The organism is Pseudoxanthomonas sp. LjRoot127 (assembly GCF_964253495.1).
Taxonomy (GTDB): Bacteria; Pseudomonadota; Gammaproteobacteria; order Xanthomonadales; family Xanthomonadaceae; genus Pseudoxanthomonas_A.
Genome location: NZ_CAXUQR020000001.1, coordinates 2,454,034 through 2,475,117 on the forward strand (window position 1 = coordinate 2,454,034; position 21,084 = coordinate 2,475,117).

Genomic DNA, 21,084 nt, shown 5'->3' on the forward strand with positions numbered 1-21,084 from the left:
TTTTCATAATGCTTGCCCTGTCATACCCGCGTTCCGGGGAGGATCGCTTACATGCCGCATCAGCGAAGGATCGAGGGCCTGATCGCCGCCATGACACTGGAGGAGAAGATCGGCCAGCTGGGCGCCTTTGCCGATGCGTTGCGGCCGTTCGCGTTCGAGTTCAATCCGGAAACCTTCGCGCGCGATGCCGAGCAGGTGCGCGAGCAGATCCGCAGCGGTCGCGTCGGTGCGCTCTTCAATGGCGTGGGCGTGGCGGAAGGCCGTGAGGCGCAGCGCATCGCGGTGGAGGAAAGCCGACTCGGCATTCCGCTGCTGCTGGGCGCCGACGTGATCCATGGCATGCGCACCGTGTTCCCGATTCCGCTGGGTGAAGCGGCCAGCTTCGAGCCCGACCTCGCCGAGCGCACCGCGCGCGCCACCGCCAGGGAGGCCACGGCCGCGGGAATCCACTGGACGTTCGCGCCGATGGTCGACGTCGCACGCGACCAGCGGTGGGGCCGCGTCGCCGAAACGTCGGGCGAAGACGTCTACCTGTCCTGCGAGTTCGCCGCCGCCCGCGTGCGCGGCTTCCAGGGCGACGACCTGACGGCGTCCGATTCGCTGCTGACCACGCCCAAGCATTTCGCCGCCTATGGCGCGATCTCCGCGGGACTGGATTACAACTTCGTGGACATGGCGCCGCAGACCCTGCGCGACGTGCACTTGCCGCCGTTCAAGGCGGCGATCGATGCCGGCGCGCTGACGCTGATGAGTTCGTTCAACGACATCAACGGCGTGCCCGCCTCGGCCAACCGCGAGCTGCTGACCGACATCCTGCGCGGCGAGTGGAAGTTCGAGGGTTTCGTCGTCTCGGACTACACCTCCGACCTGGAGCTGGTGGCGCACGGTTATGCCAGCGACGAGGCCGACGCCGCGCAGAAGGCGCTGTCGGCCGGACTGGACATGAGCCTGCAGAGCGGCATCTATGCCGGCCACGTCGCCACGCTGGTCGAGCAGGGTCGCCTGACCATGGACGAGGTCGACGAGGCCGTGCGCCGCGTGCTGCACGTCAAGGCCGCGGTTGGCCTGTTCGACGATCCCTACCGCTGCCTGGATGCCGGGCGCGAAGCCGACCAGTCGCACATCGCTGCGCACGATGCGCTGGCACGCGACTGCGCGCGCCGCTCGGTCGTTCTGTTGAAGAACGAAGGCAACCTGCTGCCCCTGAAGAAGGCCGGCCAGCGCATCGCGCTGATCGGGCCGTTCGCCCAGGACACCGCCAACCTCGGCGGCTGCTGGAACATCTTCGGCGACGCCTCACGCATGGTCGACATGGAGACGGGCGTGCGCGCCGCGCTGGAGGATCCCTCCGCGCTGGTGGTGGTGCCGGGCAGTGGCATCGAGGCACCGCTCGAAGGCGGCATCGAGGCGGCAGTGGCGGCTGCGCGCGAGGCCGATGTCGTATTGCTGGCGCTGGGCGAGCCGCACGAGTTTTCCGGTGAGGCGCAGTCGCGCACGCAGATCGTGATCCCGGCCGCGCAGCAGGCGCTGGCGGAAGCGGTGGCCGCGGCGGGCACACCGGTCGTCGTGGTGTTGCGCAACGGTCGCGCGCTGGCGCTGGAAGGTGCGGTGCGCGATGCGCAGGCGATCCTGGTGGGCTGGTTCCTCGGCACACAGACCGGTCCCGCGCTCGCCGACGTCGTGTTCGGCGACTACAACCCGTCGGCACGGCTGCCGGTGAGTTTTCCGCAGGATGCCGGGCAGCAGCCGTACTTCTACAACCATCCGGCGACCGGACGCCCCAATGTGCCGGGTACGCCGCGCTTCTTTCAGACGCGCTGGCGCGAAGTCAGCCACGCCGCGCTGTATCCGTTCGGCCATGGCATGTCGTACACCCGTTTTGACTACGGCGTGCCGCAACTCGACACGGCGCGCCTGGGTTGGGACGAAGCGCTGACCATCCGCACGCGCGTCGCCAACCAGGGCACGCGCGATGGCGAAGAGGTCGTGCAGCTTTACCTGCGCGACCGCACCGCCAGCCGCGTGCGGCCGGTGCGCGAGCTGAAACGCTTCCGCAAGATCGCGCTGGCGGCAGGCGCATCCCAGGAGGTGGTGTTCACGCTGACACGCGCCGATCTCGAATTCCACGGCGTCGACAACCGCCCCGTCGCCGAACCCGGTCTGTTCGACCTGTGGGTCGCGCCGTCCAGCGCCGTCGGCGACGCAGTGACGTTCGAACTGCTGGCTCCCTGAGTCCGCATGACCTGGCATGAAGCGGCGACGCCGGTCGTGGGCGCGCGCGAGCGCATCGCCACGCGCGTCGTCTTCTTCGTGGCAGGGTTCGCCATCTCCGCCTGGGCGCCGCTGATTCCGTTCGCCAAACGCCGGCTTGCGCTGGACGACGGGCAGTTGGGCCTGATGCTGTTGTGCCTGGGCGTGGGATCGGTGCTGATGATGCCGCTGGCGGGCGGCCTGGCGGCCCGATTCGGATGCCGACGCGTGATGCTGGCGGCGGGGGCGGTGATCTGCGCGTGCATGCCGGCACTGATGCTGGCGCCGACCCTTCCCCTGCTTGCGCTGGTACTGGCGCTCTTCGGTGCGGGCATGGGCGTGCTCGACGTGGTGATGAACGTGAAGGCGGTGATCGTCGAACGCGCTGGCGGCCGCGCGATGATGTCCGGCTTCCATGGCATGTACAGCGTCGGCGGCATCGCCGGCGCCGGGGGTGTCGCAGGCGCCCTGGCGCTCGGCGCGTCGCCGTTGTCGGCGATCGTCGCCATGGCGATCGTTGCGGCGCTGCTGCTGGCGACCTGCCGCCGCGGGCTGCTGCTGGAAGGGGACGGAGGCGATCATCCGGCGTTCGTGCTGCCGCGTGGACGTGTGTTGCTGATCGGCGCGGTGTGCTTTGCGATGTTCCTGTCGGAGGGGGCGGTACTGGACTGGAGCGCGGTGTTCCTGACATCGGTGCGTGACGCTGACCCTGCCATCGCCGGTTTCGGGTACGTCGCCTTCGCGGTGACGATGACGATCGGCCGCCTGACCGGCGACCGGATCGTGCATGCCCTGGGTGCGTTCCGGGTCGTGGTGTGCGGCGCGCTGCTTGCCGCCGCCGGGTTCGCGCTGGTCGTCCTGGTCGCGTCGCCCCTGGCCGGACTCGCCGGCTTCGCCCTGGTCGGTGCCGGCGCGGCGAACGTGGTGCCGGTGATGTTTTCCGCTGCCGGTCGCCAGCGCAGCATGCCCACGCACCTGGCGGTCGCGGCGGTCACCACGATGGGCTATGCGGGTGTGTTGCTGGGACCGGCGGCGTTGGGCTTCATCGCCAAGCTCACCTCGCTGGCGACCGCGCTGGGATTGCTCGTCCTGCTGCTGACGGCGGTGGCAGCGGTCGCACGCGTCGCCACGCGCGACTGATACGCCTACGGGCGCGGCGCGCCGCGCATCATCGGACCGGCGGGATAGCCGCCGTGCGGGCCGTAATACCCGCCGGGACCATCGTACCGGTCCACGTTGATGTTGAGATTGAAGGTGCGCGGCTTGCCTTCGTCGTCGTACGTGGTCTTGCAGAGGTTGAGGTTCGCTGCGTTGTAGGTGCTGCGGCCATGGCCCTTGCTGTAGCCGACGCCTGCGGTGACGCTGCCCGACACGCCGTCGCCATCCTCATCGCCGTAGCGGACGCAGGGATCGACCGGAGTGGCCGGCGACGCGCCCTTCTTCGGGCGTGCCGGTTGCGTATCGCCATACCAGGTGCCGGGCGGATCCTGACGGTATGCGGCGGAGGAGGGCAGGCTGAGATCCAGCGCTTCGGCATTCGACTGGGCCGATGCCGACGAGGCGCTAAGCAGGGCCAGCAGGGCGAGGGGCAACGTCTTCATGGGCAATCCCGGAAGCGCGGTCCGCCGGCTGGCCGACCTTGCACGAACGCTACCAGCCGCGGATTGAACGCGGGCTGGATAAAACGCCCGCGCGACGCGGAGCGTCACCCGACCGCGCGCAGCACGTCCAGGACGCGTTGCCCGTAGCGCTCGAGCTTGGCGCCACCAATGCCGCCCACCCGCGCCAGGTCGGCCAGCGTGGCCGGCTGCTGCTCGGCGATGTTGCGCAGCGTGCTGTCGTGGAAGATGACGTAGGCGGGCACGTTCTGCTCGCGGGCCAGCTCCGCGCGCAGGTCGCGGAGACGCTGGAAACGCGGCAGGTCGGCGGCCTGCACCGGGACGCCGCTGCGAGGGCTGCGGTCGCGTTCGCGGCGTTCGCGCTGTTCCTTGCGCAGCTGCAGGCGGCGCTCGCCGCGCAGCACGGCGCGACTGCCTTCGGTCAGGCGCAGGCTGCCGAACTCGGCTTCGACCTCCAGCAGGCCGCAGGCCACGAGTTGGCGGAATACGCTGCGCCACGTCGTGGCGTCCAGATCCTTGCCGATCCCGTAGGTGGTCAGGTGCTCGTGGCCGCACTGGCGGATGCGTTCGCTCTCGCTGCCGCGCAGCACGTCGATGACATGGTTCACGCCGAAGCGCTGGCCGCTGCGATACACGCAGCTCAGCGCCTTCTGCGCGGCCTCGGTGGCATCCCAGGTCTCGGCCGGACTCAGGCAGTTGTCGCAGTTGCCGCATTCGTGCGGATAGGTTTCGCCGAAGCCGGCCAGCAGCACCTGCCGGCGGCACTGGGTGGATTCGCAGTAGCCCAGCAGCTGGTCCAGCTTGCGCCGCTCCAGCCGCTTGCGTTCTTCGCCGGCCTCGCCCTGTTCGATCATCTGCTTCAGCAGCACCACGTCGCCCAAGCCATAGCAGAGCCACGCCTCGGCTGCTTCACCATCGCGGCCGGCACGGCCGGTCTCCTGGTAGTAGCCTTCCATCGACTTGGGCAGGTCCACGTGGGCGACGAAGCGCACGTCGGGCTTGTCGATGCCCATGCCGAAGGCGATGGTCGCCACCATGACGATCCCTTCCTCGCGCAGGAAGCGGCGCTGGTTGTGCGCCCGCACGCTCGCGTCGAGTCCGGCATGGTACGGCAGGGCATTGAAACCCTGCTCGGCGAGATAGTCCGCGAACTGCTCGACCCGCTTGCGCGACAGGCAGTAGACGATGCCGGCCTCGCCCTTGTGCTTGCGCAGCATGTCGCGCAGCTGGTGGCGGGCATTGTCCTTCTGCACGACGGTATAGCGGATGTTGGGACGATCGAACGAGCTGACGAACTTCTCGGCGTCGACAAGGTTCAGGCGCTCGGCGATCTCGCGCTGCGTCGGCGGATCCGCGGTGGCGGTCAGCGCGATGCGCGGCACGTCGGGCCAGCGCTCGTGCAGCAGGGTCAGTTCCAGGTATTCGCGACGGAAATCGTGGCCCCACGCCGACACGCAGTGCGCTTCGTCGATGGCGAACAGCGCGATGCGGCTGCGGTCCAGCAGCGACAGGAAGCGGCCGGTCAGCAGCCGCTCCGGCGCGACGTAGAGCAGGTCCAGCTCGCCCTGCAGCAGGGCCTGTTCGACCTGCTGGGCCTCGTCGGCGGCCAGCGAGGAGTTCAGGAAGGCGGCGCGCACGCCGAGCTGGCGCAGGGCGTCCACCTGGTCCTGCATCAGCGCGATCAGCGGGGAGACGACGATGCCGGTGCCGTCGCGCAACAGCGCAGGCACCTGATAGCACAGCGACTTGCCGGCGCCGGTCGGCATGAGGACCAAGGCATCGTGGCCGGCGGCGAGGTGTTCCACGATCGCCTGCTGGTGGCCACGGAAGGCGCTGTAACCGAAGACGCGCTGGAGGGTTTCGAGTGCGGGGGACGACATGAGGACAAGGATAACGCGGTGAAAGGTGTCAGCCCGCGTTGAGGACACGATGGGCTATCGGAAATCGGTGCGGCGCGGGGTAGGAGTTGATCCTGAGGTGGATGGACTGTCGGAAGCCCATCTCCCAGCGGGAGAGGGGTTGGGGTGAGGGGTAACGAAGCCAGTTTCGTTGGTGTGCCCGTAGCGGTCACCACGCCCACGGCCATGTTTCACTCGATGGCCTTGCGGGATAGTCTTCGTCTCGGACACATGGTGCCGCTCGCCGCGGAGGCCCTACTTGACCAGCCATTCGGCTGTTGAAGGGCGCTTCTTTGCTTGTGCAAAGAAAGTAGGCAAAGAAAGCACACCCCGGCGGTCCGCCCGCCGCAAGCGGCGGGTGCGCAGTCCCGGCAGGAATTTTCGTGCAGGGCATCCTGCCCTGTACGAAAACGGCGCACATCCGTGTGCGCCGCCCTGCGGGTTGTACCCGCCGGGACTGCCGGACCTCAGGGGGCCCAAGAGCGGAAGCCGACGTTTCCACACGCGACCTGCTGTGCTGTTGCTCCTGCTTTCCGGGGGCCCCATGAGGCACGGCGAGTGGGTCGGGTAAAACCCGAAGGGCGCCGTCATGGATGACGGCATTTTCGTATGGCACATGGATGTGCCTTACAAAAATTCCCGGCCTACTCGCGGACCCTGTGCGCAGCGCAGGGCGTGCCGCTTGGGGCGTGTTTCTTTGGTTCCTTTCTTTGCACGAGCAAAGAAAGGAACGCCCTCCGCGGCGAGCGGCACCATGCGTCCGAGACAGAAAGCCTCTCCCGCCAGGCCATCGACAGCAGAGCCCATCGCGGATGTGGCAACCGCCAGCGCGGGGCGAAGACATCGACTTCGTTGGCCCTCACCCCAACCCCTCTCCCGCAGGGAGAAGGGCTCAGAAGGGCTCAGACCAAAAACGCCCGGACAAGCCGGGCGTTTTGCGCTTCACTCAGGCTTCGATTACTGCAGCAGCGAGCGCAGCATCCACGCGTACTTCTCGTGCGTCTGCAGGCGCTGCGTCAGTAGGTCCTCGGTCGGTGCGTCGTCGGCGTCGTCGGCGATGTCCAGCACCTTGCGTGCAGTGCGGCAGACGGCCTCGTTGCCGACCACCAGCTGGCGGACCATTTCGCGCCAGTCGGCGCTGTCGGTCAGCCCCGGCTCTTCCGGGATCGAGGTCAGGCCGACGAATTCGCGGTAGGAGCCCGGTGCATTGAAGCCCAGCGCGCGGATGCGTTCGGCGATCTCGTCCAGCGCCGTCCACTGCTCGGTGTACTGGGTCTCGAACATCGTATGCAGCGAATTGAACATCGCGCCGGTGATGTTCCAGTGGAAATTGTGGGTCTTCAGGTAGAGCGTGTAGCTGTCGGCGAGGAAGCGCGACAGGCCGTCGGCGATCTTCTTGCGTTCGCTGCCGCTGATCCCGATATCGATGTTGGGTGCGGACGGAGCCGAGGCGAGCGGGGCGGCGACGGGTGCGGCCTTGGTCTTGGCGGGCTTGGTCTTCGGCTTGGCCATGCGGATTCTCCTGTGGGTGGGTTGAGGCGGCACAATGGGCACACTAGAACATGTGGCGTGAGCGAAAAGTTTCAACCGTTCCCCGAAGAATGAATACCCCCCGCGATTCCTCCCAACCCCATCCCCACCGTGCCGCCCTAGAGCAGGCACGGCGATCGTTCGACCGTGCCCTGAGCCGCGACCGAGGCCGCCTGCAGGGTCTGTGGTCGCGCTGGCAGGGCAAGCCGGCCGATGCCGGCGCGCGCCAGGCCTTCGAACAGGCGCTGCACGCCTCCGTCGCCGCCCGTGAACGCCGTGGTTCCACGGTACCCGCAGTGACGCTCGACGACAGCCTGCCCATCGCGCGCGAGGGCGAACGCATCGTCGAGCTGATCCGCAACCATCAGGTGGTCGTGATCGCAGGCGAGACCGGCTCGGGCAAGACCACCCAGCTGCCCAAGCTCTGCCTGGCCGCCGGGCGCGGTGTGGCCGGGATGATCGGGTGTACGCAGCCGCGGCGCATCGCCGCGCGTGCGGTGGCGCGCCGCGTGGCCGAGGAACTGAAGACCGAGATCGGCCGTGGGGTCGGCTTCCAGGTGCGCTTCAACGACCAGGTGGGCGACGACACCCACATCAAGTTCATGACCGACGGCATCCTGCTGGCGGAGATCGCCAGCGACCGCTGGCTGTCGGCCTATGACACGATCATCGTCGACGAGGCGCACGAACGCAGCCTCAACATCGATTTCCTGCTCGGCTACCTCAAGCAGCTGCTGCGCAAGCGCCGTGACCTGAAGGTGATCGTCACCTCCGCCACTATCGATACCGCGCGCTTCGCCCGGCACTTCGACGATGCGCCGGTGATCAGCGTGGAAGGGCGAACCTATCCGGTGGAGGTGCGCTACCGCGCGCTGGAAGGCGAGGGCGAGCAGGAGGGGGAGCGCACGGTCAACGACGGGATCGTGGCGGCGGTGGACGAGATCACACGGCAGGACGCGCGCGGCGACGTGCTGGTCTTCCTGCCCGGCGAGCGCGAGATCCGCGACGCGCACCAGGCGCTGGAGCGACGCAAGTACAGGAATACCGAGGTATTGCCGCTGTATGCGCGCCTGTCCAACCAGGACCAGGACCGCGTGTTCAACCCTGGGCCGAACCGGCGCATCGTGCTGGCGACCAACGTCGCCGAGACCTCGCTGACGGTGCCGCGCATCCGCTACGTCGTCGATCCCGGGTTCGCGCGCGTCAAGCGTTACAGCCCGCGCAACAAGCTCGACCGCCTGCACATCGAACCGGTCTCGCAGGCCAGCGCCAACCAGCGCAAGGGCCGCTGCGGACGCATCGCCGAAGGCATCTGCTATCGCCTCTACGCCGAAGCCGATTTCCAGTCGCGCGCCGAGTTCACCGATCCGGAGATCCGCCGCTCCAGCCTGGCCGGCGTGATCCTGCGCATGCTGCAGCTGGGACTGGGACGGATCGAGGATTTTCCGTTCCTGGAGGCGCCCGACGAGCGCGCGGTCGCCGACGGCTGGCAGCAGCTGGTCGAGCTCGGCGCCATCGACGGCGAGCGGCGCATGACCGCCATCGGCAGGCAGATGGCGCGCCTGCCGGTGGACGTGAAGCTGGCGCGCATGCTGGTGGCGGCGCAGGCCGCCGGCTGCCTGCGGCCTATGCTGGTGATTGCCTCGTTCCTGGGCATCCAGGATCCGCGCGAGCGTCCGGCCGATGCGCGCGGCGCGGCCGACACCGCGCACGCGCAGTTCGCCGATGGCCGGTCCGAGTTCGTCGGCGTGCTGCGCCTGTGGGATGCGTACCGGCAGGCGCACGAAGATCTCACCCAGTCCAAGCTGCGCGACTGGTGCGGTCGCCACTTCCTCGGTTTCCTGCGCATGCGCGAATGGCGCGAGCTGCACCGCCAGCTGCGCCTGCTGTGCGAGGAGCTGGGGTGGAAGGAAGAGGCCGTCGAGGCGTCGATGGCGCCGCTGCTCGCCGGCAGCAGCGCGCCGCCGGTCGCGCGCGACGACGCGGCGGCCGCGAAGGCCACGCGCGGCCAGCTGCATCGCGCCGCGCGCCTGGCCCGCGAAGGCAAGCCCGACGCGCCGTTGGCGCCGCTCACCGCCGGGGTGCTGAAGGAGCCGGCGCACAGCGGTGGGGGCTTCAGTGAGCGCGTGCGGGCCGGCGCCTACCAGACCCTGCATCGCGCGCTGGTGGCCGGCCTGCCCACGCAGATCGGCCATCGCACCGACAAGGGCGATTTCCAGGCGCCACGCCAGCGCCGCTTCCTGCCATTCCCGGCCTCGCCGCTGTCGAAACGGCCGCCGCCGTGGCTGCTGGCGGCCAACCTGCTGGACACGCAGAAGGTCTGGGGCATGACGTTGGCCGCGATCGAACCGGACTGGGTGATCGCCGAACTGCCGCACCTGCTGCTGCGCAAGCATTTCGATCCGCACTGGTCGCGCGCGCAGGGGCAGGTGCTGGCGTCGGAGCAGATCAGCCTGTTCGGGCTGGTGCTGGCACCGAAAAAGCCGGTCCACTACGGCCGCATCGCACCGGGCGAAGCGCACGACCTCTTCGTGCGCCAGGGCTTGGTGACCGGCGAGATCAACACGCGCGCCTCCTTCGTTGCCGACAACCTGAAGACGCTGGAACAGGCGCGCGAGGAAGAAGCGAAACTCCGGCGTGCGGGACTGGTCGCCGACGAGGACTGGCAGGCGCGCTGGTACCTGGATCGCGTGCCATCGGAGCTCCACTCCGCCGCCGGCCTCGATGCGTGGTGGAAAGCGCTGCCGGCCGACAAGCGGCGAGCGCTGCACTGGTCGCTGGTCGACCTGTTGCCGGGCGAGGGCAGCGAGGAAGATCGCTACCCAAAATACTTCGCGCTCGGCGATGCCCGCCTGCCGCTGCAGTACCGGTTCGAGCCCGGTGCCGCCGACGACGGCGTGACGCTGGAGGTGCCGCTGCACCTGCTCAACGCGCTGGATCCCGCGCGGCTTTCCTGGCTCGCCCCGGGCTTCGTGGCCGACAAGGCGGCCGGGTTGATCCGTAGCCTGCCCAAGGCCATGCGGCGCAACTACGTGCCGGCACCGGATTTCGGTCGTGCGTTCTTCGAGGCGTTCGCAAAGCCGACCGCCGATGACATCCGCGGCGAACTGGCGCGCTTCCTGTCGCGTGCCACGGGCGTGGCGGTGGGTGCGCTCGACTTCGACGAGGCCGCGCTAGAGCCGCACCTGCGCATGAACCTGCGCCTGCGCGAGGATCCCCGTGGGGGTGGCGAGGGCAAGGTGCTGGCCGAATCGCGCGATCTCGACGCGCTGCGTGCGCGCTTCGGCGCGAAGGCGGGGCAGGCGTTCGCCGCGCGTGCGGGTCGCGCGATGGCCGCGAGCGGGCTGCGCGATTTCCCCGCGCAACCGATTCCGCAGGACGTTCCTGGCGAAGCGGGCGTGCCCGCCTATCCGGCGCTGCGCGACGACGGCGATAGCGTCGCGTTGCAGGTGTTCGCCGATCGCGCCGAGGCGGATGCGTCGCACCCGCGGGGCGTCCGTCGCTTGCTGGACATCGCCCTGGCCGACAAGGTGAAGCAGGCACGCAAGCAATTGCCCGTGTCGCCCAAGACGGGCCTGCTGTATGCGGCCATCGAGTCGCAGGAACGCCTGCGCGGCGACATCGTCGATGCGGCGATGAATGCGCTGCTGGCGGAAGGGTTGGCGACGATCCGTGACCGCGCCGCGTTCGAACAACGGCGCGATGATGCCGGCAAGCGCCTGTTCGGCGAGGCCATGGCGCGGCTGGAGCTGGCCGAGGCCATCCTGTCGGCGGTAGCGGAACTGAAGCCCCAGCTCGACGCGCAGTTGATGGGATGGGCGCGGGGCAACCTCGATGACCTGCGCATGCAACTCGCGGCGCTGGTACGCCCCGGGTTCCTGCGCGAGACGCCGGCCGACGCACTGGCGCAACTGCCGCGCTACCTGAAGGCGATGGCCTTGCGTGCGGAGCGGGCCAAGCGCGATCCCGCGAAGGACCAGGCCCGGATGCTGGAGCTCAAGCCGTTCGCCGACGCCTTGGCGCAGGCGGCGGCAGAAGGCGTCGCGTCTTCGACGGCGTGGCAGGCCTTGCGTTGGGACCTGGAGGAGCTGCGGGTGTCGGTGTTCGCTCAGGAGCTGGGCGCGAAGAGCGGCGTCTCGCCGAAGAAGCTCGCGCAGCGCCTGCAGGCGCTGCGCGGATGAATCCGTTTACTTGACGCGGCGCACCTTGGCGGCCGTGTTGTAACCGTCGATGCGAAGGAACCAGTTGTTGAACAGGCCGGGCTTGATCGTGACGGCCGGATTCGTCTTGCGTACGCCCTGCAGGCTGGCGGACTCGATCTGCTCCCACACCTGGCCATTGGCCAGCGTATAGCGCTTGCCTTCGGCGAAGCCCTTGAATTCCCCCTCCAGCGTGCTCTTGATCGGCTCGTCGGAGCCGAAGTCGAAGAAGCCGCGGTTCTCCTGTTCCACCTGCTTGCGGGTATCCGCCTTGGCCTGGGTGACGGCGACCTGGGTCTCCTGACGCACCTGCTCGACGGCGCGTGCGGTTTCGCTGCCCACCTTGCGGGTGAGCCACGCGCTGAGCGTGGCCAGTTCGGCATCGCTCAGCTTGTCGAGGCCGGCGGCCTTGAATTCCTCTGCGCTCATCGATTCGCGCAGGTTGCCGAAGCGCGCGTCGGATGCGGCGTCCTGAGCGAAGGCGAGCAGCGGCGCGCTCGCCAGTACCAGGGATAGAAACAAGCGGCTCATCTTCATGGTTGTTCCTGCGGTCGACTGGCCGTTAGTGTAGTCATTCCGGCGACGCTCGGTCGCCTCTCCGTACGTCCATGGTTCCCCCCGCCCACGACATCGCGACGCTGCTGCGACGGCCGGCCCTGCAAGCGCTGCCTGCCCCGTTGCGCCACGCGCTCGCCGATGCGGCGACGGCGGCCGGTGCGCAGGACGGCATGCCCGATGCCATCGGGGTGCTGGACGACACGCTGGATACGCTGGCCATGCTCGGCGCCGACGGCGACGTCATCCTGGCGGCGCTGCTGCACGGGGCGCCGGGGCTGCAGGCGGCCGTCGGCCGTGCGGCGGGTGCGCAGGTGCCCGGCCTGGCCGACCTGCTGGAAGGGCAGGTGGCCGCGGCGCAGGTCTGGGCACTGCATGCGGAGCAGACCCGGGGCGCCAGCACCGAAGGCTTGCGCCGCCTGCTGCTGGCCATCGTGCGCGACCTGCGCGTGGTCACCATCCTGCTCGCCCGCCAGCTCGCCCGCATGCGGGCCGCGGGCGCCCTGCCCGAATCCGATCGCCAGGCACTGGCGCGACTGACCCGCGACATCCACGCGCCGCTGGCCAATCGCCTGGGCATCTGGCAGCTGAAGTGGGAGCTGGAGGACTTGGCGTTCCGGTACCTGCAGCCGCAGGTCTACAAGCAGATCGCCACGCAACTGGACGAAAAGCGCGTCGGCCGCGAGCGCTACATCGGTGCGGTCATCGATGCGTTGCGCGCGGCGCTCGCCGACCACGGGATCCATGCCGACATCAGTGGCCGGCCGAAGCACATCTACAGCATCTGGCGGAAGATGCAGCGCAAGCAGGTCGGCTTCGACGAGCTCTACGACCTGCGCGCGGTCCGCATCGCCGTGGACGATGTCGCCGCGTGCTATGCCGCACTGGGCATCGTGCATGCGTTGTGGGTGCCGATCCCCAGTGAGTTCGACGACTACATCGCGCGCCCGAAGGCCAACGACTACCGGTCGTTGCATACCGCCGTGGTCGGCCCCGAGGGCCGCACGCTGGAAGTGCAGATCCGCACGCACGAGATGCATGCGCAGGCCGAGCTGGGCGTGGCCGCGCACTGGAAGTACAAAGAAGGCAAGGCCGGCGGCGATGCCTTCGACCGCAAGATCGCCTGGATGCGACGGCTGCTGGACGGAGCGGCCGAAGGCGCGGGCGGCGACGGTGCACTGGCGGGGGAGCTGGATGCCGAACTGGTCGAGGACCGGGTGTACGCGCTGACGCCGAAAGGCGAAGTGGTCGACCTGCCGCAGGGGGGCACCGTGCTGGATTTTGCGTACCACGTGCACACGATGGTGGGCCACCGCACGCGCGGCGCCAAGGTCAACGGCCGCATCGTGCCGCTCAACCATGTGCTGCGCAGCGGCGACCGCGTCGAGATCCTGACATCGAAGGAGCCCGGACCGCGCCGCGACTGGTTGCTGCAGGCCAATGGATTCCTCGCCAGCGGGCGTTCGCGCGACAAGGTGCGTGCGTGGTTCCACAAGCTCGATCGCGCCCGCAACCTGCAGGCCGGGCGCGAGTTGCTGGAAAAGGAGCTGAAGCGCCTGGGCCTGCACCATGCCGACCTCACGGGAGCGGCGAAGAAGTTCCATGCCGACAACGTGGACGAGCTCTACATCCAGGTGGCACTGGGCGATGTGGGCCCGCACCAGGTGGGTCGCGCGTTGCATGAAGAACAGCGTGCGCCCGCGGAGCCGGAGGGTTCCTCGCTGCCGGTGTTGCGGCCTCCACGCAGGGTCGCCCGGCCCGGCAAGTCGAAATTCACCGTGCAGGGCGTCGGCAACCTGCTGGTGCAGCTCGCCCGCTGCTGCCAGCCGGTACCGGGCGAGCCGATCGCGGGTTACCTGACCCGCGTGCGTGGCGTCACCGTGCACCGCACCGACTGCGCGGCGTTCGCCCGGCTGGCGGCCACGAGCCCGCAGCGCGTATTGCCGGTGGAGTGGGGCCAGGCGGGCGGCGGTTACGAAGTGGACGTGCAGGTCACCGCGCTTGACCGCAAGTGGCTGCTCAAGGACATCACCACGCTGATCGCGCAGGAAGAAGCCAACGTGCTGGACATCAACAGCCAGGGCAACCGCGCGAATGGCCGCGTCCACCTTCGCCTGCGCCTGAAGGTCGCCGACTTCGGCCAGCTGTCGACGCTGCTCGGGAAGCTGGACGCGCTGCCCGGGGTGGAAGACGCACGACGTTCAGGCTGAGTGGGTATGCTGCGGGCGTGACCCGCGAAGACCACCACGACGCCGGGCGAAGCCGACGCATCGAACCGCACATCGACTGGGAGCGCGTCGACGCATCCGTGCCGCCTTCGCGGCGTATCCCGATGCCGGCGTGGCGCGACCGGCGGTACTGGCGCTGGGTGGCGGGCATCGTGCTCGCCTTGGCGGTGGCGCTGGTGGCGCTGCGCCAGCCGCTGGCTGACCTGCTATGGCCCGAGACCGGCGTCCAGTCCCTGCTGGACCAGGCGGACCAGGCGCTGCAGGCCGGCCGCCTGAATGCCGCCGACGGGACGGGCGCGCGGCAGCTGTACGAGGCAGCCCAGGCGATGGACAACGACCGCACCGAAGCGGCCGAGGGCCTGCGTCGCGTCGCGGAAGCGGCACTTCGCGCGGCGGATTCGGCCCTGCAGCGCCACCGGTTCGACGAAGCGCGCATGCACCTGGCGCTCGCACGCGACCTCCACGTGCCGCGACCGGACGCGGACGCGTTGGCCGCCAGGCTGCGCGCCCGGGAAGCGGCGCATGCCGGCGTCGATGGACTGCTTGCGGCCGCGGCGCGTGCGCACGCGGACAAGCGCCTGTCGGAAGGCGATGACGCGGCGTTGCCGCTGTATCAGCGCGTGCTCGCGCTGCAGCCCACGCGCCTCGAAGCCCTGGAGGGTCGGGAGGACGCGCTGTCCGACCTGTTGCAGGAAGCTGGACAGCGGCTGCAGCGGGGTGAATTGGGCGAGGCGGCCAGCAGGATCGCGGCGGCGCGCACCTTCGATCCTGGACACGTCGATCTTCCACAGGCGGAAGCCGCGCTGGCGGCGGCGGTCGATGCACGACGCCGTGCGGGTGCACGGGACCTGGCGCGCGGGCGCTTGTCGGCGGCGCGATCGGCCTATGAAGCCGTGGCGGCGGCCGTGCCGGATGACGCGGCGGCGCGGCAGGGGCTCGAACAGACGGGCATTGCCCATGCTCGGCAGGCTGAACGCGAAGCGGGCGACTTCGATTTCATGCAGGCGGAACGCGAACTCGCGCTTGCACGCACACTGGCGCCGCAGTCGTCGCGGGTGGTACAGGCGGAGCAGTCTGTCGCCCGTGCCCGCGAAGCCCAGCAGCGTCAGGGCGCTGCGCCGTCGCTTGCGCCACGCGAGCGCGACCGGCGTGTGCAGGCGCTGCTGGAGCGCATGGCACAAGCCGAAGCGCAGGGGCAGTGGCTCACCCCACCCGGCGACAGTGCGTACGACACGTTGCGTGCGGCACAGGCGCTCGCGCCGGACAACGCTGTCGTGAAACAGGCGGCGCTGCGCCTGCTCCCCGCCGTCCGTACCTGCTATGAAGACGAACTGCGCGCCAACCGCGTCCGGCGCGCACAGGCCTGCCTGCAGGCGTGGCAGACCCTGCAGCCGCGGGATGCCGCACTGGCGGATGCGCGCCGTCGCCTGGCGGAAAAATGGATTGCCGTGGGAACGGAGCGGCTGGGGATGGGGGACGTGGCGTTCGCCGCCCAGGCGTTGCAGGAGGCGCGACGCCTGGACGGTGCGCTCGCCGGGCTGGAGGATTTCGACGCGCGCGTGCGGACGGCGCAGGCGGCCACGCCCTAGCGCTGGAAGATGCGCCGTACCGTGTCGCGCGCGGCGTCCAGCGAGAAGTGGCGCGCGATGTTGTCGCGGCCATGTTCGGAGAGCGTCCCCCAGAGTTCGGCATCGTCGTACAGGCGCAGCACGGCCTCGGCGAACGCGTCCGCGTCATCCGCCACCAGCACGTCGTGCCCGTGGGTCAGGTGCATGCCTTCGATCGCGCACGAGGTCGCCACCACCGGCTGGCCGTGCGCCATGCTCAGGTTGACCTTGCCCTTCACGCCGGCACCGAAGCGCAGCGGCGCCAGGGCGATGCGCGCGCCGTCCATGTAGCCGCCGATGTCGGCGACATGCCCGTGCACGAGGATGCCCGGTTGCGCCTGCAGCGCCAGCACGTCCGCCGGCGGAGCCATCCCGATGCAATGGAAGCGGATGTCGGGTCGCCGCGCCTGGATGCGCGGGAAGATCTCGCGCCCGAACCACAACACCGCATCGACATTGGGCGGATGGCGGAAGCCGCCGACGAAGACCAGGTCCTTGCGCTGCCCGAACGGCAGCCCGGTGTCCGCCAGTTCGTGCAGGTTCGGCAGGACCTCGACCTCGGTGGCGGGCAGCAGGGTGGACAGCAACTCGCGCTCGGCAGGACTGACCACCAGCGTGGCATCCGCCTGCCGCATCAGCGCCAGTTCGCGATCGCGCGTGCGCTCGGCGGCGCGTCGCAGGCCGGCGTCGCCGGACAACTCGGCACCGCGCAGTTCGCGCAGGAAGTGCAGGTCGACGGTGTCGAACACCACGCGCGCCTGCGGGGCGAAACGCCGCACCAGCGGGAGGAACTCGGCTGCCACGTAGTGGCGGGACAGCATCACCACGTCGAAGCGCGGGCCATGTTCGCGCAACCATGCCGAGGGCCGTGTCGCGAACGGCGCGTGCCACGCTTCCACGCCGTGTCGCCGCAAGCGTGCCGTATCGCCCTCGACCTGGCGCAGGTCGGCAGGCAGGAACACCACGTGGACGCCCTCGTCGACCAGCATGCGCATCAGATTGACGAGGCGCAGCGAAGCGGAATCGTGGTGCGGGCGCGGAGTTTCCGCATCGATGATCAGGACCTGGCGGCGCGGACGCACGACCGAGCCGGCGCTCGGCAGGCTGCCGGCACGTGGCTGCTGCACCAGCGCGTCCTTCCACTTCGCCGCGAACACGCCGCGGTTGCGTACCTGGTAGGCCTTCGTTCCACTGCCGGTGTCCGTGCCGGAGGTGACGCCCTCCAGATGGACGACCCGCGACGCGGGCTGGCAGACGACGCGCAGGCCGTACGCGCGCACGGCGAAGGCGAGGTCGGTGTCCTCGTAATAGGCCGGCGAATAGCGCGTGTCGAATCCGCCGAGCGCGTGGAACAGTCGCGCGGGAATCGCGATGGCGGCACCGGAGCAGTAGTCCGCGTCGCGCAGGCTCGCATAGCGCGGATCGTCGGGAGAGTCGAAGCGGCCATAGTTCCAGGCCGATCCATCGTCGAACACGACGCCGCCGGCTTCCTGCAGGCGTCCGTCCGGATACACCAGCTGCGCGCCCACCAGGCCGATGCCCGCCTGCGTGTCGAATGTGGCGAGCAGCGCATCCAGCCATCCCGGCTGCGGCACGGTGTCGTTGTTGAGGAACACCAGGCAATCGCCCGTGGCCAGCGCGGCGCCATCGTTGCACGCCGCGATGAAGCCGCCATTGGTGGTGCGGCGGTGGTAGCGCAGGCCGGCGACCTGCGGCATCCATTCGCCCGTATCGTCGGTGGAACCGTCGTCCACCACGATGATCTCGCAGGATGCGGCCGGCGGATGGTCCGCCAGCGCGCGCAGGCAGGCCAGCGTGCAGGCCGCCTGGTTGTAGACGGGGATGATGATGCTGGCGCGCGGCGCTTGGCCGGCCGGCACGGCGAACGGCGCGAAGGGTAGGTCGGCGGGGAGGTAGAGCGGGGTGGAGATCGGCGGGACGTGGCGCGCGAACTGCCGTCGCACGCGCGCCCAGGTGGGTCCCAGGCCACGCGTGCGCAGGCTGGCAAGACCGCGCCGGACCAGGCCACGCGCGCGTTCCAGCATGAAGCGCACGTCGGCCCACGACATCGACATTCCGTTGCAACTCCAGCTGAGCAGGGGGGAAGCGGGCCGGGCGCACCCTCGGTGGCTGCGCTAGACTCGCCCGAATTCCCATTGTCGCATCCCCTGTGGCCCGCAACGACTACGACGACGAAGCGCTGGACGAAGACGACATCGACGACGGCGATGGGCCCGGCTGGCGGCAACGCCTGCTGACATGGGGCCTCGCCCTGGTTGGCCTGGGCCTGGGTTTCCTGATCCCCTACACGCTGTACCTCAACCACCAGGTCAGCGAGCGCTTCGGCGAACTGCGCTGGCAGATCCCGACCCGCGTGTACGCGCGTCCGCTGCAGGTCGCGCCGGGCCTGGCGATGGATGCGCAGACGCTGAAGACGGAACTCGATGCGGCGTCGTATCGCGACGACGGCACCGGCGAGAGCCCGGGTACCTACGCGCGCGATGGAGGTCGCTTCACCATTTCCAGCCGCGGCTACATCGACGTGGACGGTCGGGTGGCGCCGCGCCGCGTGCAGGTCAGCCTGTCCAATGGGCGCATCGCAGTGGTGCGCGACCTCGCGCGCAAGCAGAACCTCAAGGCGGCGCGGCTGGATCCGGCGCGCATCGCCACGCTGTACGGACAGAAACAGGAAGAACGCCGCCTCGTGCGGCTGGAGGAAGTGCCCGAACTGCTGGTGACCGGGCTGCAGGCGGTCGAGGACCGCGATTTCAAGGATCACCACGGCGTCGACCTGTCCGGCATGGTGCGAGCGGCATGGCTGCTGGTGCGGTCGGGCGGCGATACGAAGCAGGGCGCCAGCACGCTGACCCAGCAGCTCGCGCGCAGCGGCCTGCTCGGCATCGGCAAGGAACAGACTGCGACGCGCAAGTTCAACGAGATCCTGTACGCGTTGATCCTGGAAGCGCGCTATGACAAGCGCACGATCCTGGAGGCGTATTTCAACCAGGTGGACCTGGGACAACGCGGCAGCCAGGCTATCCACGGGGTCGCGGCCGGCGCCGAATTCTGGTTCGGTCGCGACCTCGACAGCCTGACCACCGAACAGGTGGCGCTGCTGATAGGACTGGTGAAGGGGCCGTCCTGGTACAACCCGCGCCGCAATCCCGAGCGCGCCACGCAACGTCGCGACTACGTGCTCTCCAAGCTGCACGAGACGGGCCTCATCGACGATGCCGAATACAAGCGCGCGCGCACCGCGCCGCTGGGCGTCACCAAGACGCCGGGCATGGCTGCCGCCAATCGCTTCCCCGCCTATGTGGATCTGGTGCGCCGCCAGCTGGCGCGTGACTACCCCGAAAGCGCATTGCAGGGCGCGGGCTTGAGCGTGCTCACCGGCATGTCGCCGTCGGCGCAGGCGTACGCGGAAGCGTCGGTGATGCGCACGATCAAGGCGCTCGAGAACAAGCGCCGACCGCCGCTACAGGCCGGGATGGTGGTGACGGACGTGCACGACGGCGACGTGCTGGCCGTGGTCGGCAGCCGCAATGTGTCGGAGATCGGATTCAACCGCGCGGTGGAGGCGCAGCGTCCGGTGGGTTCGCTGCTCAAGCCCTTCGTCTACCTGCTCGCGTTGGCCCAGCCCGACCAGTACTCGCTGGCGTCGTGGGTCGACGATTCGCCGGTGACCGTGCAGCTGGGCAAGGGCCGCCGCTGGACGCCGGCCAATTCCGACCGTCGCAGCCATGGCACGGTTCGCCTGGTCGATGCCCTGGCGCGGTCGTACAACCAGGCCACCGTGCGGGTGGGCATGAAGGTCGAACCGGACCGCCTGGCGCAGCTCATCCGCGTGCTGGCCGGCATCCAGGCGGAGCCGAATCCGGCCCTGATCCTGGGCGCGACGGACCAGAGCCCGTACGCGATGGCGCAGCTGTACCAGTTCCTCGCCTCCGGTGGCGAAATCCAGCCGCTGCATGCGGTGCGCGGCGTCCTCGATCCCGACGGCAAGCTGCTCAAGCGCTACGACAAGACGCCGGCACCGGCGCAGGAGGGCGACTCCATCGCCGCCAACCTGATCACGGTGGCGTTGCAGCAGGTGGTGTCCAACGGTACCGGTCGCCAGCTGATCGGCGACGGTCTGGGCCGGCTGCAGTCCGCCGGCAAGACCGGCACCAGCAACGACGGCCGCGACAGCTGGTATGCCGGCTATACGGGCGATCACCTGGCCGTGGTGTGGATGGGCAACGACCAGAACGAACAGACCGGCCTCTACGGCGGCACCGGTGCGATGCGCGTATGGTCGGGCCTGTTCTCGCGCCTGCCGAGCGCACCGCTCAAGGTGTCGGACAAGGGCCTGGACTGGCAGTGGGTGGTCGGCTCCAACAGCACCGACGCGAGCTGCCCGGAAGCGCGCCAACTCCCGTTCGTCTCCGGCTTCGCGCCCGCGTATGCCGCCTGCGTGGTCGAAGAGCCGGTGATGGAGGGCGAAGAGTCGGAAGGCGGCGGGTGGCGCAGCTGGTTCGGCCTGGACCGCAAGAAAGACGAAGCACCGCCCCCTCAAGAGACGCCGCCGCCGCAACCGTGATGACGAAGCCTGCATTTCCCTTGTTCCTGGTGTTCCTCGCCGGCTGCGCCTCGGCGCCCGCGCCGGAAGCGCCCGCCGCGCGCGATCCCCTGACCCCCGAGCAGCGCGTCGCCGCCATCCGTGCTGCAGCGGGCGATGACGACCGCGAACTGGCGGTGCAGCCGCTGCGTGATCCGCAGGTCGAAGACCTGCGTGAGCGCGCGCAGCAAGCGCTTGCCGCGCGCAACGCCGCCGCCGCGGCCGACGCATTGAACCAGGCCCTGTTGCTCGTGCCCGAAGATCCCGCCGTCCTGCAGGAGCGTGCCGAAGTGGCGCTGTTGCAGGGCGACTACGCCCGTGCCGACACGTTGGCGCAGCGTGCCTTCCAGCTGGGTTCGCAGGTCGGTCCGCTGTGCCGGCAGCACTGGGAAACCGTGCGCCAGGTGCGGCAGCATGAACAGGCCGTGCAGCCCGCGCTGCCGGTGCGCCACACGCCCGAGGATGCCGCGCAGCACGCGGCACGCGCGGCCACCCTGCAGGCCTCGATCACCGAGGCCGAAAGCCGGCGTGATGCCTGCACCGTGCCGGTGATCGAGCGCATGTGAAGGGCGCCGCGTCAGTCGCGACGCGGTACCCT

At 69.4% G+C, this 21,084-nt stretch carries 12 protein-coding genes; 7 read left to right on the forward strand and 5 right to left on the reverse strand.

Annotated features, from left to right (window positions below; genetic code table 11):
* Positions 1-51 precede the first annotated feature (51 nt).
* Positions 52-2,232 carry a glycoside hydrolase family 3 N-terminal domain-containing protein gene (locus ACSQ19_RS11335; protein ID WP_435997046.1) on the forward strand — a complete coding sequence of 727 codons (2,181 nt, stop codon included), beginning with the start codon at positions 52-54 and terminating at the stop codon, positions 2,230-2,232.
* A gap of 6 nt (positions 2,233-2,238) precedes the next feature.
* Positions 2,239-3,390: an MFS transporter gene (locus ACSQ19_RS11340; protein ID WP_435997048.1), complete on the forward strand. Its 1,152-nt coding sequence runs from the start codon at positions 2,239-2,241 to the stop codon at positions 3,388-3,390.
* Between the two features lie 5 nt (positions 3,391-3,395).
* On the opposite strand, the gene ACSQ19_RS11345 is transcribed toward ACSQ19_RS11340, so the two are convergent.
* The 3 genes from ACSQ19_RS11345 to ACSQ19_RS11355 form a co-directional block, all read right to left on the reverse strand.
* Positions 3,396-3,851: a hypothetical protein gene (locus ACSQ19_RS11345; protein WP_299340785.1), complete on the reverse strand. Its 456-nt coding sequence runs from the start codon at positions 3,849-3,851 to the stop codon at positions 3,396-3,398.
* A 104-nt stretch (positions 3,852-3,955) separates the two neighbouring features.
* Positions 3,956-5,749 (reverse strand): DNA helicase RecQ, encoded by a 1,794-nt coding sequence (gene recQ, locus ACSQ19_RS11350; RefSeq protein WP_435997051.1) that lies wholly within the window; start codon positions 5,747-5,749, stop codon positions 3,956-3,958.
* A gap of 975 nt (positions 5,750-6,724) precedes the next feature.
* Positions 6,725-7,279 (reverse strand): Dps family protein, encoded by a 555-nt coding sequence (locus ACSQ19_RS11355; RefSeq protein ID WP_435997053.1) that lies wholly within the window; start codon positions 7,277-7,279, stop codon positions 6,725-6,727.
* Positions 7,280-7,368: 89 nt separating this feature from the next.
* Here ACSQ19_RS11355 and hrpA point away from each other — a divergent pair, with 89 nt between their 5' ends.
* Entirely contained in the window at positions 7,369-11,478 is a 4,110-nt protein-coding gene (hrpA, locus tag ACSQ19_RS11360; RefSeq protein WP_435997055.1) for an ATP-dependent RNA helicase HrpA, read from the forward strand.
* Between the two features lie 6 nt (positions 11,479-11,484).
* Here hrpA and ACSQ19_RS11365 read toward each other — a convergent pair whose 3' ends face one another.
* Positions 11,485-12,033, reverse strand: coding sequence for a hypothetical protein (locus ACSQ19_RS11365; protein ID WP_296279804.1), 549 nt, complete (start codon positions 12,031-12,033; stop codon positions 11,485-11,487).
* A gap of 71 nt (positions 12,034-12,104) precedes the next feature.
* On the opposite strand from ACSQ19_RS11365, the gene ACSQ19_RS11370 reads away from it, so the two are divergent.
* Both ACSQ19_RS11370 and ACSQ19_RS11375 read left to right on the forward strand, forming a co-directional pair.
* Positions 12,105-14,261, forward strand: a complete 2,157-nt coding sequence (locus ACSQ19_RS11370; protein WP_435997057.1) for a RelA/SpoT family protein — start codon at positions 12,105-12,107, stop codon at positions 14,259-14,261.
* A gap of 17 nt (positions 14,262-14,278) precedes the next feature.
* A complete protein-coding gene (locus ACSQ19_RS11375; protein WP_435997059.1) occupies positions 14,279-15,868 on the forward strand; it encodes a hypothetical protein in 1,590 nt (529 codons plus the stop codon).
* On the opposite strand, the gene ACSQ19_RS11380 is transcribed toward ACSQ19_RS11375, so the two are convergent.
* Positions 15,865-17,961: a glycosyltransferase gene (locus ACSQ19_RS11380; protein ID WP_435997061.1), complete on the reverse strand. Its 2,097-nt coding sequence runs from the start codon at positions 17,959-17,961 to the stop codon at positions 15,865-15,867. The two genes, ACSQ19_RS11375 and ACSQ19_RS11380, sit on opposite strands and share 4 nt — an antisense overlap.
* A gap of 125 nt (positions 17,962-18,086) precedes the next feature.
* Here ACSQ19_RS11380 and mrcB point away from each other — a divergent pair, with 125 nt between their 5' ends.
* Positions 18,087-20,468 (forward strand): penicillin-binding protein 1B, encoded by a 2,382-nt coding sequence (mrcB, locus tag ACSQ19_RS11385; protein ID WP_436000961.1) that lies wholly within the window; start codon positions 18,087-18,089, stop codon positions 20,466-20,468.
* Entirely contained in the window at positions 20,468-21,052 is a 585-nt protein-coding gene (locus ACSQ19_RS11390; RefSeq protein ID WP_435997063.1) for a hypothetical protein, read from the forward strand. The genes mrcB and ACSQ19_RS11390 overlap by 1 nt, the downstream gene beginning before the upstream one ends.
* The last annotated feature ends 32 nt before the right edge of the window (positions 21,053-21,084 follow it).

Excerpts from the sequence above, each read along its gene's own strand:
- ACSQ19_RS11380 (WP_435997061.1), bottom strand. The coding sequence starts at position 17,961 with ATGTCGATGTCGTGGGCCGACGTGCGCTTCATGCTGGAACGCGCGCGT.
- hrpA (WP_435997055.1), top strand. The coding sequence starts at position 7,369 with ATGAATACCCCCCGCGATTCCTCCCAACCCCATCCCCACCGTGCCGCC.
- ACSQ19_RS11340 (WP_435997048.1), top strand. The coding sequence starts at position 2,239 with ATGACCTGGCATGAAGCGGCGACGCCGGTCGTGGGCGCGCGCGAGCGC.
- ACSQ19_RS11335 (WP_435997046.1), top strand. The coding sequence starts at position 52 with ATGCCGCATCAGCGAAGGATCGAGGGCCTGATCGCCGCCATGACACTG.
- ACSQ19_RS11390 (WP_435997063.1), top strand. The coding sequence starts at position 20,468 with ATGACGAAGCCTGCATTTCCCTTGTTCCTGGTGTTCCTCGCCGGCTGC.
- ACSQ19_RS11355 (WP_435997053.1), bottom strand. The coding sequence starts at position 7,279 with ATGGCCAAGCCGAAGACCAAGCCCGCCAAGACCAAGGCCGCACCCGTC.
- ACSQ19_RS11365 (WP_296279804.1), bottom strand. The coding sequence starts at position 12,033 with ATGAAGATGAGCCGCTTGTTTCTATCCCTGGTACTGGCGAGCGCGCCG.
- recQ (WP_435997051.1), bottom strand. The coding sequence starts at position 5,749 with ATGTCGTCCCCCGCACTCGAAACCCTCCAGCGCGTCTTCGGTTACAGC.
- ACSQ19_RS11345 (WP_299340785.1), bottom strand. The coding sequence starts at position 3,851 with ATGAAGACGTTGCCCCTCGCCCTGCTGGCCCTGCTTAGCGCCTCGTCG.
- ACSQ19_RS11370 (WP_435997057.1), top strand. The coding sequence starts at position 12,105 with ATGGTTCCCCCCGCCCACGACATCGCGACGCTGCTGCGACGGCCGGCC.